Annotated in this window: 13 protein-coding genes; 2 read left to right on the forward strand and 11 right to left on the reverse strand. The window is 44.9% G+C overall.

From position 1 onward, the window contains the following. Positions 1 to 87 precede the first annotated feature (87 nt). The 3 genes from GVN20_RS19305 to mutL form a co-directional block, all read right to left on the reverse strand. Positions 88 to 1,005, reverse strand: coding sequence for a rhomboid family intramembrane serine protease (locus tag GVN20_RS19305; RefSeq protein WP_166559917.1), 918 nt, complete (start codon positions 1,003 to 1,005; stop codon positions 88 to 90). A 114-nt stretch (positions 1,006 to 1,119) separates the two neighbouring features. Continuing rightward, a complete protein-coding gene (locus tag GVN20_RS19310) occupies positions 1,120 to 1,899 on the reverse strand; it encodes a rhomboid family intramembrane serine protease (RefSeq protein WP_166559918.1) in 780 nt (259 codons plus the stop codon). A gap of 100 nt (positions 1,900 to 1,999) precedes the next feature. Beyond that, complete coding sequence (gene mutL / locus GVN20_RS19315) at positions 2,000 to 3,871, reverse strand: DNA mismatch repair endonuclease MutL (RefSeq protein WP_166559919.1); 1,872 nt, start codon at positions 3,869 to 3,871, stop codon at positions 2,000 to 2,002. Positions 3,872 to 4,166: 295 nt separating this feature from the next. On the opposite strand from mutL, the gene GVN20_RS19320 reads away from it, so the two are divergent. Next, positions 4,167 to 4,346 carry a hypothetical protein gene (locus GVN20_RS19320; protein WP_166559920.1) on the forward strand — a complete coding sequence of 60 codons (180 nt, stop codon included), beginning with the start codon at positions 4,167 to 4,169 and terminating at the stop codon, positions 4,344 to 4,346. Here GVN20_RS19320 and GVN20_RS30030 read toward each other — a convergent pair. The 8 genes from GVN20_RS30030 to GVN20_RS19355 all read right to left on the reverse strand — a co-directional run bounded on the left by GVN20_RS30030 (position 4,341) and on the right by GVN20_RS19355 (position 12,866). Next, positions 4,341 to 4,646 (reverse strand): DUF6787 family protein, encoded by a 306-nt coding sequence (locus GVN20_RS30030; protein ID WP_310586793.1) that lies wholly within the window; start codon positions 4,644 to 4,646, stop codon positions 4,341 to 4,343. The genes GVN20_RS19320 and GVN20_RS30030 overlap by 6 nt on opposite strands. Positions 4,647 to 4,695: 49 nt before the next feature. Further along, positions 4,696 to 5,424, reverse strand: a complete 729-nt coding sequence (locus GVN20_RS19325) for an RluA family pseudouridine synthase (RefSeq protein WP_114068870.1) — start codon at positions 5,422 to 5,424, stop codon at positions 4,696 to 4,698. Between the two features lie 118 nt (positions 5,425 to 5,542). Beyond that, a complete protein-coding gene (gene panB, locus GVN20_RS19330; protein ID WP_114068871.1) occupies positions 5,543 to 6,367 on the reverse strand; it encodes a 3-methyl-2-oxobutanoate hydroxymethyltransferase in 825 nt (274 codons plus the stop codon). A 67-nt stretch (positions 6,368 to 6,434) separates the two neighbouring features. Further along, positions 6,435 to 7,865, reverse strand: a complete 1,431-nt coding sequence (locus GVN20_RS19335; RefSeq protein ID WP_206023319.1) for a murein hydrolase activator EnvC — start codon at positions 7,863 to 7,865, stop codon at positions 6,435 to 6,437. 50 nt (positions 7,866 to 7,915) lie between these two features. Further along, positions 7,916 to 8,878, reverse strand: a complete 963-nt coding sequence (locus tag GVN20_RS19340; protein WP_166559922.1) for a DUF4292 domain-containing protein — start codon at positions 8,876 to 8,878, stop codon at positions 7,916 to 7,918. Between the two features lie 32 nt (positions 8,879 to 8,910). Next, complete coding sequence (locus tag GVN20_RS19345; protein WP_166559923.1) at positions 8,911 to 10,626, reverse strand: tetratricopeptide repeat protein; 1,716 nt, start codon at positions 10,624 to 10,626, stop codon at positions 8,911 to 8,913. Positions 10,627 to 10,802: 176 nt separating this feature from the next. Next, entirely contained in the window at positions 10,803 to 11,576 is a 774-nt protein-coding gene (locus GVN20_RS19350) for an exodeoxyribonuclease III (protein ID WP_166559924.1), read from the reverse strand. 93 nt (positions 11,577 to 11,669) lie between these two features. Continuing rightward, complete coding sequence (locus GVN20_RS19355; RefSeq protein ID WP_166559925.1) at positions 11,670 to 12,866, reverse strand: MFS transporter; 1,197 nt, start codon at positions 12,864 to 12,866, stop codon at positions 11,670 to 11,672. Positions 12,867 to 12,947: 81 nt separating this feature from the next. Here GVN20_RS19355 and GVN20_RS19360 point away from each other — a divergent pair, with 81 nt between their 5' ends. Beyond that, the gene (locus GVN20_RS19360) at positions 12,948 to 13,172 is read left to right on the forward strand and encodes a DUF2905 domain-containing protein (RefSeq protein WP_166559926.1); all 225 of its coding nucleotides are present in this window, start codon (positions 12,948 to 12,950) and stop codon (positions 13,170 to 13,172) included. Positions 13,173 to 13,233 lie beyond the last annotated feature (61 nt).

The following is a 13,233-nucleotide window of genomic DNA, read 5'->3' on the forward strand; positions in this document are numbered from 1 at the left end:
ACCGATGTACCGATAAAAGTGTTTGGCAAAAGTACGAAAAAGAAAAGCAACTTATCAAAAGTTTGAAAATCACCTTCCCCTAACCCATCACTGCTGACTTGCTTTGTAGAGTTTTTGTTTTTCTTCCCGGGTCAAACTTTCATACCCAGACTTCGAAATTTTGTCCAAAATTGCGTCGATTTCGTCTTGGTTTGGAATCAAAATAGCCGAATTTTCACTGCTGGAAGTAAAGTGACGCGCCGCTGAGGTGGTCGTTGCACGGGCGCGTTGCGGAATAGTTACGTTGGGCTTGCCAGTAAACAACTTCCGAAAGAAATCATTAATGGCATAAATGGGCGTGCCCCAATCGTGGCCTTTTTTAAGGGATTTGATAAAACCAAAGCCCACCATTGCTCCCGCAATGTGTGCTACATTGCCACCGGCATTAGGCCCTACCAGCTGAGCCATTGAAATAATAATGCACAAAGCTGCAATGTATTTTAAACGAACGGGCCCAATCAAAAAGACAAAAAAAGTATGATCGGGCAAGAGTGTAGCTGCCCCTAAAATGACGGCAAAAATCGCACCTGAAGCTCCAACGAGCGTTGTACTGGCCAATTCGCCCTGAAAATAAGGTAATGTGTTATACAAAGCTAAAAACAATAAGCCGCCTCCGAGCCCCCCAAGCAGATACAGGGCAACGAGCCGCCGGCTCCCGAGGTATTCTTCTAACACCTGCCCAAACCAATACAGCGAGAGCATATTAAAGAAAATATGAAAAGGCCCCTGATGAACAAAAAAGTTGGTGAGCAAAGTCCACGGGCGGTGCAAAAACGCATTAAAGTCCGCAGGAAGGCGCAACTGTTCCATCACCCACTCGTAATAAACGGGGTATTGACCAAAAGTGAAAATAATGTATAGAACAATGACCGTCACGAAGACGAACAGGTTCAACAATATGAGTTTAACAACCGCATTGTTGGTCTTTGAAAACTCCCCCTTAACATCGTCAAAAATGCTGCCCATGCCTTTTGGTCGTTAATGGTTATTGGTTAATTATTAGTAATTTTAAACAAGCTTTTAGGCTTTTTATTGTTATTTATTTAACGAAAGTTAGGTAAAAATATACAATAACACAAATCAGTACATTCGCTTCACCCGCCAGACCTTCAACAATATATACGCAAAAATCATGCCTCCAATATGGGCAAAATGCGCCACTCCCGAATCTCTGATATAGACACCCGCGTATAATTCATACAAAGCGTAAAAAGTAACGAAATATTTGGCCTTGATGGGAACAGGAAAGAACAACAACATCATTTCCATGTTGGGGAAAATAAGCCCGAATGCGGCGATAATTCCAAAAATCGCCCCAGATGCTCCCAACATGGGTATATTCAGGCGCTGTTGGTACAAATCTTTTACAAACCCAACACTCTCGTTGATATACGATAAATTTTTGGGTTGGTCTTCAAAATCATTCAAAAAACCCAACGCTCCCTGCTTTATGTCGGGAGCAAATCGGGTTACGAAATCCAAGAATGCGTCGGGAGACGGGAATTGAGTGTATAGGTCAACAGCATGACTGAGCTGCGACATTTCGATGTAATTGATGACCGCGTACAAAAAACCTGCGCCAATCCCCGTAACAAAGTAGAAAATGATAAAACGCTTGGTGCCCAGCACGTGCTGTTCTAACAGCGGCCCAAAAAAGAAAAGGCCGAGCATATTGCTGAATAAATGCCCAAAACCACCATGCAAAAACATATATGTAACAAACTGATGCGGCCTAAATTCGGGCCCCATTACGGGATGCAGCGCAAACCAGTTTACAATAAGAGGACTCAGGTCTTGAAGTAAAAAAATGACGACGTTAAGAATTAATAAATTCCGTACAATCGGAGTAATATTGAACATAAAAGCACAGATTAATTAGAAACGATTCTGTTGACGGTTACCTGTTATGAGGGATTAAGAATAAATATACGAGCCGATTTAACGACCAACTTTCCAACGCTTAACCATTCTTAAATAGATTGGCTATTTTGTCTAACGATAAAATGACAAAGATGGGTTCGCCACTTGGCGTATAATTTGGGTTGGAAGAAATAAAGAGTTGGTTGATTAACTTTTCTATTTCATCAGACGAAAGCCGCACCACATAACGGGAAGCAAAACGTCGGGCCAGTGTGCGGGCCGTTGTTTCAGCACGATTGAGTCGTAGCTCGTCATGACTCTGGTGCAATTGTTCGCATAATTCTTCAAATAATTGCTGTATGTTATCGCTTGGTAAGTCACCCGGAAGGCTTCTAACTACGAGTGTATCGGGCCCCAGTGCGTCAAAATCAAAACCTAAGGCCGTGATTTCCTCCCGCATTTCGAGAATCATCGGAATAGCGGCTGGTGATAGCCTGACCGTGGCTGGAAAAAGAAGCTGCTGCGAAGCGGCATTTTGGTTTTCCAGTTGTTTTAAGTAGCGGTCATATAGTACGCGTTCATAGGCCGCACGCTGGTCAATGAGCATCATACCTGACTTAACCGCCGAGACTACATAACGGTTTTGAATCTGTACCGCCAAACGACGATTTTTGATGTCCTCATCTTCGGCATTTAGGGCATTGGCCCGGCTGCCAAGGGTGGTGGGATGTGACTCTAAAAAATCTTCTTTTTCGCCCAGCTCCAAGGTGGTTTGCACGGGAGTAGGGTCAGGTTTTTGAAAGCCATCGAATAGTTTTTCCCAATGAGACAAATTGGTTTCCTCTCGCCGCGAAGTGGGCAGGGAAGGGGCCAATGCAGCATCTCGCGTAAAACTCGGTGGATTGGGGGCGGTACTGGTCCGAGCTCCCGACATAGGGCTGAGGAAATTAACGTTTGATTCAAAATCAATCGAGTGAGATAAATGATTGATACTGATTGCTTTGCGGATAGCGGCCATCAACAGCGCATACACTGAGCGCTCATCGTCAAACTTTATTTCCGTCTTTGTGGGGTGAATATTAATATCAATGTGTGAGGGGTCGATGTCCAGCATCAACACATAAAATGGATGACTCCCTTCCGAAATGGTGGATTCATAAGCCGCCAACACAGCGTGGTGCAGATAGCTATGTTTGACATACCGCTCGTTTACGAAAAAAAACTGCTCACCTCGGGTTTTGCGCGCAAAATCGGGTTTTCCCACAAATCCTCTTACGGTTACGTAAGGGGTTTCTTCCTGACACTGAATTAGTTGTTCGCGGTAATTTTTTCCAAACATATCCACAATGCGGCGGCTCAATTTGCCCGCATAGAGATTATAAACCTCGGTGTCGTTGTGATAAAGGGAAAAACTGATTTCGGGATGGGCCAGCGCAACTCGCTGAAATTCATCCAGAATATGACGCATTTCGACGGAATTAGTTTTGAGAAAATTTCGTCGGGCGGGTACATTAAAAAAGAGGTTTTTGACCAATATATTGGTTCCAGGAAGGCACGCAACTGATTCCTGCGATTTCAATTCGGAACCCTCCATCCTCAACAAGATTCCAATTTCATCGGAAGGGCGTCGGGTACGCATTTCAATTTGGGCAACGGCGGCAATCGAAGCCAATGCTTCACCGCGAAAGCCCATGGTGCGAATTTTGAAAAGGTCGTCGGCATGGCGAATTTTGGACGTTGCATGGCGTTCAAAACTCATACGGGCGTCGGTTTCCGACATACCACCACCGTCGTCAATAATCTGAATAAGGGTACGGCCGGCGTCACGGATAATTACTTGAATATTTTTGGCCTGTGCATCAATGGAATTCTCCAGTAACTCCTTTACAACGGAAGCCGGGCGTTGTACTACTTCACCCGCTGCAATCTGGTTAGCAATGGCATCGGGCAACAGGCGAATTACATCTTGCATATTGGGGGTAAGTCTTTCAAATTATACAACAAAAAAAAGGGCTCAAAACGTTTACGCAGGGTAGATTTTAGTTAAAAAATATATATGTTGCAACAATTAAAAATAAAAACGCGTTTATATGATTAAAAAGATATATAATTTTACTTTATTGAGATATAAATATCTTTTTTATCTTTGTTCTGAAAATAAATTTACCCCATTTAAATACTTTGGCACGCTGTTTGAGGAAAGGCTTAAAAGAGAGGTATTCTACTTTTAATCAATCAGTTGCACTATACTAATGACACTAACTAAGATGAAGAAGCCTAACCTGTATTTGGCCTTTCAGTGGCTAATTTTCCTTCCGATTATTCTACCATTATGTATTGTGTTCGGAGCCCTCCAAGGAGTGGTTAACACGGTAGAGCAGATGGCCCAACAAATGTGGTCTGATGTTTCGACGGTAGAAAAAACCGTTGAGCCTTCAGAGTTATGAGTGCTTGCGAGAAAATACGTTCATCAGGCGCCTGAACATTTTTTTTTCGAAGTTCAAAAAAAACTGAAATTGCCCGAAGAGCCATCCGTAACACAACAGGATGACTTGATAAAGGGGTAGAATAATTAAAATATTAAACGCCCACACGGCCCATGTGCTTTCAATCGAAAGCCATTGGACCATCCATCGCTTTGTGTACATTACAGTAAATCCCGTACAGGCAAAAACAAGTAGTATAATTACTACTTGCCAACTGTTTTTTACTCCCCAACGGTTTTTGAGTTTATCGATCCAAGTCATTTAATGGGTAGTCTGTGTCCGAGAATCAGGCTTGGGTAAGTCAGGTATATTATTCGTGTAAAAACGCCAAATGTTCAGGTCCGATTTCTTCAGGGTCTAAGTCCAAAAATTCTTCCCAGAACGGGTCGTTTGGCAACGATGCCCGACATAAAATAGATTCTTTTTTGACGGGATGCGTAAAAAACAACCGACGGGCGTGCAGATTGATACTGCCGTCGTGGTTGGGTTTTGGCGAGCCGTATTTTACATCTCCCCGAATCGGGCAACCGATTTGTGCCAATTGAACCCTGATTTGGTGCGGGCGCCCCGTGTGCGGGGTTACTTCGAGCAAATAATGCTTGTTTACTTCACCCAACAAACGATACGTAAGTTCTGCTTTTTGTGCCTTGTCGGCGGGATAATCATAGGCCGACACAACATTTTTATTTTCATCTTTGACCAACCAACTTACGAGTTTGTCCTGCTTTTTGGGAGGGCGTCGGCGCACCACCGCCCAATAAGTCTTCTGAACGTCGCGTTTGCGGAAAATTTCGTTCATGCGTTCAAGCGCTTTCGACGTTCTGGCAAAAACCACTAAGCCGCTTACGGGGCGGTCAATGCGGTGAACCGTTCCTAAAAATACTTCCCCAGGTTTTTCGTATTTTTCTTTAATGTAATCTTTAACCAGCTCCAAGAGCGGAACATCGCCGGTAGAATCGCCCTGAACGAGGAGACCAGCGGGTTTATTGACGATAATGAGGTGATTATCTTCGTATACTACGTGAAATGGCTTGGCCATCGGAATCAAAAGTTAATAGTGAATGGCAGCTTTTCTGCCCTGAATTGTTCATTACAAACTTCGTTACGAACATTCGTTACGAACAATTAAATCTTAACGGAGAACCACCGCTGATGGTTCAGTAAGATTCTTTTTCGTTCGGAAAATCGTTTGCTTTGACGTCTTTGACGTAATTGCTGACTGCATCGGTCATGATGCTGTGCAAATCAGCGTAGCGCCTTAAAAAGCGCGGTTTAAATTCTTTGGTGATGCCCAGCATGTCGTGAATCACCAGAATTTGCCCGTCGGCATGAGGCCCTGCACCAATACCGATGGTTGGAATACTGACACTTTCTGACACCTGCTTGGTCAGGCTCGAAGGAATTTTTTCTAAGACCATCCCGAAACAACCGATTTCGTCCAGCATTTTGGCGTCTTGCAACAGCTTTTCGGCCTCGGCATTTTCTTTGGCGCGAACGGTGTAGGTGCCAAATTTATAAATAGATTGGGGGGTTAAGCCTAAGTGACCCATCACGGGTACACCAGCGCTCAAAATCCGAATAATGGATTCTTTTATCTCAAGACCTCCTTCGAGCTTTACGGCGTGTGCACCCGATTCTTTCATGATACGAATGGCCGAATCAAGCGCGGCGCGTGAGTTTCCTTGATACGAACCGAAAGGCAAATCGACCACCACAAAAGCCCGCTTCACGGCACGAACAACGCCCTGTGCGTGATAAATCATTTGGTCGAGGGTGATGGGCAGCGTGGTTTCATGGCCTGCAATGACATTGGAGGCCGAGTCGCCCACCAAAATAATGTCAATTCCAGCGGCATCTACAATGCGAGCCATGGAAAAATCGTAGGAGGTAAGGGCAGATATTTTTTCGCCCCGGTTTTTCATTTCCTGTATGATGTGCGTGGTAACACGCTTTACTTCGAGGGAGGAAAGTTGAGTTGACATTTTGATGTATAAGTTGTTGGTTATCTGTTATTTGTATTTGGTGTACAAATAATGATTACCGTTTTTTTTATCTAGGACGCAGCCACGTCTCGGGATTGAGTTTGCTGGTATTTTTCCAAATCTGGAAATTGACCTCCGAAACCCCGTCGCCGTCGGTTGCCACCACGCCAATGGTGTCGCGTGCTTTAAGCTTTTGTCCTGGACGAACATTGACATTCTTCAGTTTGGCGTATACCGTGTAAAAATCCCCGTGTTGGACAAATACCACATTGCGCATTACACCCATGTTGGTTACGTCCATCACCACGCCGTCGTACACCGTTCGTACGGATGTGCCAGCGTTGGTCTGAATATCGACTCCTTGGTTTTCCTGATAGACATTTTTGAGGACCTCTTTTGTTCCAAAACCATCGGAAATAAATCCAGGAACGGGCCAAGGTAAACGACCACGATTGGCGGCAAAAGAAGAAGCTAGCGTTACCTCTTCTTCGTTCATCCCTTCGTTATTAAGTTCCTCTTTTTTCGGTTCTGGCTTCGCGGTGGGAGGTTCAGCTTTAGTGATTTCTTCGTTGTTATCTTTCTCTTTGGCTCTTTCGGCCGCCGCTCTGGCGGCAGCTTCGCGCTCGGCACGTTCCCGAGCGGCTTTTTCGCGGGCGGCAGCGCGGGCCCGTTCGCGTCGTTCTTCGATTTCGCGCTGAATGATGCGCGTCAACGCATTCTCCAATTGCTTGTTTGCTTTCCGTACCTCGGCTACTTCGGACCTAATTTCGGCTTCACGACCGCTTAATTCTTGGACCACTTTGTCTTTTTCGCCTTTCAGCTGCTCCAGATTTTTACTTTCTGCAATCCGCGTTTTGAGCGCGTTTTCTTGGTCTTTTTTCTTGTTGCTGATGCTGTTTGACTTAGCAATCATGAGTGATTGCACTTTTTTCATTTGGGAAACTTGCTTCTCACGCTCGTCGGTGTATTGCTTTAGGTACTTGTAGCGAACCAAAAATTGATTGAAGGTTGGTGCCGAAAACAGAAAACTCAATTCACTAAGGCTATTGTTGTGCTTTGAGGCGTTATAAATCATGCGGGCATACTCCTCGCGTAATTTGTCGAGGTCTTTGTCAAGCGCTATTTTTGCCTGTTGCAGCTCGGTAAGTTCCGAATCCATCAACTTTAAATCATCGTTGATGAGGTCTATTTTACGGTTTTGGGCATTGATTTGCTGTTTGATTGCCTTGAGCTGTCCCAAACTGGCGCGTTTTTGTTCGGTAGTTTGCTTTAGAATTCCCTGCAACTCCTGCAAGCGCTCCATGTTTTCCCGTTTCTCTTTTTCAAGCTGTTGACGGCTTTTTTGGGCCATTGCAGAAAAACAAGAGAGCAACAGTACCAATCCAATCAGTACGGGTAATTTAAACGCCAGCGAAGTATTATGCTGAAAACTTGGTACGATACTTTTGCGCTCAGCAGCAGTATTTTCAGCATAACAATCAAACCTTTTTTTACTCATAAATAGCTTATTCAACACAGCAACAATACGTTTTAAAATCGTCCAATCCCCTATTTTCGTTCATATTTGGGTGGAACACTGAACGGAAAACTAAGCGTTTTTTCACTCAATTCCACCTTTTGGTGCTTTATCCGAAACACCGTTTGATACTGTAGCTTATCTTTTTCGGATTGGTAATCCAACTGAATCAAACTGGTATATGGAAACAGGTAATTGTTGAGTTGCGTAAAATCGTCGTAGTCGAGGGTTAGTGAATTCTTGGTGGGCTGTTCGGTAACCAGCAATTTTTTCAAACGACGGTTTTGTTCTCCAATGTAGCTTTCCAACATAATTTTTCCTTCTTGTTGGCGGAGCATGAAATAATCATTTTCCTTCTTAAACCGCTGATTTTCTTTCTTAGGAATCGGCATATTGCCGACCAAAATAGACTGAATCAAATCAAAACTCAGTTGGAAGTTAAATTTTTGGCTGAGTGTATTAAAATCGTACTGGTAATATTCTTTGTGGTACCGGTCTACAATCAGAATTGAATCACGCGTGATGAGCCCCCGAACCACCTCAATCGGCCCAGCCACAATCGAAAGCCACAACACGCTGTCTTTCTGCATTCTAATGTTGATATTGGCATTGTCTATATCTTGGTCTTTACTTTTGAACGATACTTTTGATTTGGCCGATAAATATTTAAAATCAACCATTTCAACGTTCACTTTGGTCTCTTCGGGCTCTATAACAGGCGGAACTACCGCCACCGCCGTCGTATCTTTTTCCAAAACCGAAACCGTGTCTTTGACAACTGAGGCTAGGGTGTCGGCGGGTGTTTCGGTTTTGTTTTTCTGCCGCGGCCGATGACAGGCCGAGAAAAGTAAAACCAAGATGATAGTACTGAATGTTAGGAGAGAATTCCACGGCGTATTTGGACTGGTCGGGCGTTTTTGAGTGCGTAAACGACCCGAAGAGACGCGGTGTACCTCAACGAGAACTACATTAACTAATGGTACTTTAAGTTTCATATTTTATAGAAAAAAACAGGTGTAGATTGCTTTTATTCAATCAATTGACCTGTCGCAATTTTTTTGTCGATTTGAGAGGTGTTTTCTCCCATTGTTTTGGCTTTTTTCCACTGTTCCACTGCTTTTTCACGTTCCCCCAATTGATAAAGCACGTCGCCATAGTGTTCAATAATCGTTCCACTTACTCCTTTGCCCGAAGCGATGGCTTTTTCCAAATTTACCCGTGCGCCTTTATAGTCTTTCATGACGTAGAGCACCCAAGCATAAGTGTCCAGATACGTGGCGTTGTCGGGGTTTCGGCTTACTACCTGGGCGGCCATTTCTTTGGCTCGCTCCAGTTTGGCTTTCCGTAACGACAGAAAATAACTGTAATTATTTTGAACGTGGTCGTTTTTGGGTTCTATTTTGAGGGCTTCTTCGTAGGCTTCGTCCGATTTTTCGTGCTCGCCTAGGCCATTGTAGGCATCACCCAACTGCGCATAAATCACGCCTTGTAGTTCTTTGTTCTCAGATGTTAATTTTTGGGCTTCTTCGAGCGCATCTACGGCTTTTTGATAATTACGTTTGACTAAATTAGCCGAGCCGTTGGAATACCAGAATAAGCCTTGATTGGGAAAGGTTTCCAGCGCCTGTTCAGAATGAGCCAACAAGCTGTCGATTTGGTTGAGGTCTCCGTCTAATTGTAAAATCGCGCCCCACACTTCGTACATCGAACTATTGATGCGAGAGGCTTTGACATAGGCATCGCGGGCTTCTGATTTGCGGTCGACTTTCGCCAATAAATCAGCGTAGACAACATACGCCCGCATGTCTTTGGGGTGAGCTTTAACGATTTCGGCGGCTCGGTTGAGCACATCTTGGCGAGTTGCCTCGTCTTTTGCTTCGCGGAGGAGCCCCACTAGCGCTTGCATTTTGGTGTCAATGTCGGCGTTGGGGTTGTTAAACATCTGCCCGATTTGCTGCTCAGCGGCCTTACTGTCTCCGTTTTGACGATAGATTTCGGCCAGCATCATGCGGGCATTTGCTTCGTCAGGGTTGATTTTTAACGCTTTTTCGAGCTGTTCTTTGGCGTCTTGAGGACGTTTGTCCATCATCAACAGTTGCGCCAGTTCTACCACATATTGGGCCTCGGTGGGTTCTGCGTTAATGAGTTTTTGAGCTTCTTCGATCGCTTTTTTAGGCTTATCGAGTTTGAGGTAAATGCGTTGTTTTTGATGAACCAAATCTTCGTCCACGCCCAAAGCCCGTTCTACTTCATCGTAAGATTTGAGGGCTTCTTCGTATTTTTCGTCCAGAATATAAACGGCAGCCAACTCAAGGCCGTATTCGGCGTTGTCGGAATTTTGACGGATAATGTTGCGGTAAATTTCAGCGGCTTTGGGGTATTTGCGTTGTTGGGTATAAATTTCGGCCAATTGGATGGCGTAAAATTTATTTTCGGGGGCAAGTTGGGCCGCTTTTTGCGAAAAAATAGCCGCTTCGTCCAAACGTTCGCGTTTGAGTAGGGTGCGTGCTAGCTCGTAGTTCAAGGCAGGAACGGAGGCATCGACTTTCAACGCCGTGCGAAATACGCTGTCGGCCCGGATATATTCTTCCATGGCTGCGTATTTCATGCCTTCGGCCAACAAAGATTCTAACTCAAATCGTTGTGATTTTTGGGCGTCGGTTTCGCTGACAGGCTTATTCTTTTGGGCCATTGCAAGCTGCCCCAAAAATAAGAGTACCCAAATAAAGGGCGTGTGTTTCATTGGTTTCAAATTAATCTCGTTGACTGGTGTGATTGAGGTTCGAAATTGAGATTCAATCTATTATAAAAAACGAGATTAATGAAGCAAAATTGGAAGAATTTAGTCGTTTTACCAAAATTTATAAAAACCCCTCCTAAATACTTTATTGGGAGAGGGGTTTTTAAAGGTATACATCTTTAAAAATCATTGTTTATTTCGAGCCAAACGGGGCAATGGTCGGAGTGGACTGCGTCTGGCAGCTGACGACAGCTAAGCAGATGGGGGCGGAGGTTGTTGGTCACGGAGAGATAATCTATACGCCAGCCTTTGTTGTTGGCGCGGGCGCCCGCCCGATAGCTCCACCAACTGTATTCCACCAAATCTGGATTAATGTATCGAAATGCATCGGTAAAACCACTGTCAAACCATTGAGTCATCCAGGCGCGCTCTTCGGGTAGGAATCCTGTCGTATTTTTTAGTCGAACGGGGTCATGAATGTCAATTTCTTGATGGGCAATGTTATAATCTCCCACTACAATCAGCTGGGGGCGGGTTTGTTTGAGGGTGTTTATCCACTGATGAAAATCACCAAGAAACTGCATCTTTACGCCTTGACGTTCATCGCCGCTGGTTCCTGATGGAAAATAAGCATTGACAATGGTCAGGTCGCCGATGTCGGCGCGAATCACGCGGCCTTCATAGTCATAAAGGTCAATTCCGCAGCCGATGGCGCAGTTGTTGACGGGAACTTTGGAAAAAATAGCTACGCCGCTGTAGCCTTTCTTTTGGGCCGCATTCCACCCGACCAACTGATAGCCTAAGGCTTCCAACCCCGATAGGTCGACTTGGTCGGGAGTGGCTTTAACTTCCTGAAAACAGAGGATATCAAATGATTTGGTAGAAAGCCATTCGACGAGACCGTTGCGCATAGCGGCGCGTAGGCCGTTGACGTTGTAGGATAGAATTTGCATGAAGAACGGGAGCCTCCCCGAATTAATAGGATTCCCTCACCCCCTCTCCTAATTCAAGGAGAGGGGAGTATTTTATAAAGGTGAATTTTTTATTTAAACTGTGGCAGGCTTGGTTGATTTTTCGCTGAAGAATATCAAAAACAGAACCAATACCCCCGCAGCAATGCCGGCCGGTACCATCCATACACTCAGCCAATTGGTGATATTTTCGGCATTGGTATTGGCCGCGACTACTTTGCCGCCAATCCACGAACCAATGCCCATACCGAGGCCGTAGGTAGCCAGGGTAATGAGGCCCTGTGCCTGTGATTTGATGCGGTCGCCGGCTTTGGTATCGGTATATATTTGGCCAGTAACAAAGAAAAAGTCGAAACAAACGCCGTGGAGTAAAATAGCCGCGTACAGCATCCACTCGCTGGTGTCGGCATCCCCGTAGCCGAAGAAAAGGAAGCGGACAATCCACGAGATCAGTCCGACGGCCAACATCCATTTAACACCTAATCGGCTGAAAGCCAACGGAATCAATAGCATGAAAACTACTTCGGAGACTTGGCCTAATGACATTTTATTTTCTACAAACTCCATTCCGGATGCCCGTAACGACGGGTTGGCAAAAGCATAATAGAACGACAGCGGAATACAAATGGCAACCGAAGCGATAAAGAATATGACGAATGAACGGTCTTTAAACAACGAGAAGGCATCGGCTCCGATGATTTGACCAATGTTGACTGGACCCGTAGCGCGTGGCGGCGTATTAGGCAGGGTGAAGGCAAGTAAACCTAATATAATAGAGGTAACAATCGAAATTTGAAAGATAGTTACTTGGTCGCCAACGTTCAGAAAACCAACCAAATTGGTAACGGCGATCCAGGCAATGGTTCCCATCACACGAATGGTTGGGAAGTCTTTTTCGGGCGAGGCAATGTGCCGCATCGAAATCGACGTGGTGAGCGCAATACATGGCGCAAAGCATAAACAATACGCTAAAATAACCCAGAAAAAAGTACCGGCATCGTTGATTTGCGACAGCACAAAAAGCAATCCAGCACCTACCATGTTGAGCGCTCCTAGTACTTTCTGGGCGGCAAAATAACGGTCGGCCACGGCTCCGATGAAGGGAGAAATAATCATGGCGATGGAGAAAGCGAGGTACGCATTCCCGATTTGGTCGCCAGTGGCGTTGAGTTGTTTGCCGAGATATACACTCATTTGGCCGTACCAAGATCCCCACGTAAAAAACTGGAGGAACATCATTAACATTAATTGTATCCGAACGGAAGACTTCATAGGGGTTTTAGGGTTGAGTTTTGAATGGGCGAAAATGATGGATTTTGGTTAGAAATTCAAATCCTTCGTAAATTTGGGCCTATGAATCCTGCATTTGGCAAATATCTCATTGGCATTGGTCTCCTGATTGTGGTGGTTGGGGTAATTATCTATTTTTTTTCGGACAAACTGCACTGGCTCGGCCAACTCCCCGGGGACATACGTATTAAGCGAGAAAAGTTTGGTTTTTACTTTCCCATCGTCACCTGTATTGTGTTGAGTGTGGCGCTGAATCTGATTATTTGGTTGGTACGGCGGTTTTTCTAGAAGCGAAGGACAGCCGGTCACCTTTGCTGTAAAAGTACTTCCCGCCAACGCCTCAAATCCT

The sequence above is a fragment of the Runella sp. CRIBMP genome (assembly GCF_009905605.1).
GTDB lineage: Bacteria > Bacteroidota > Bacteroidia > Cytophagales > Spirosomataceae > Runella.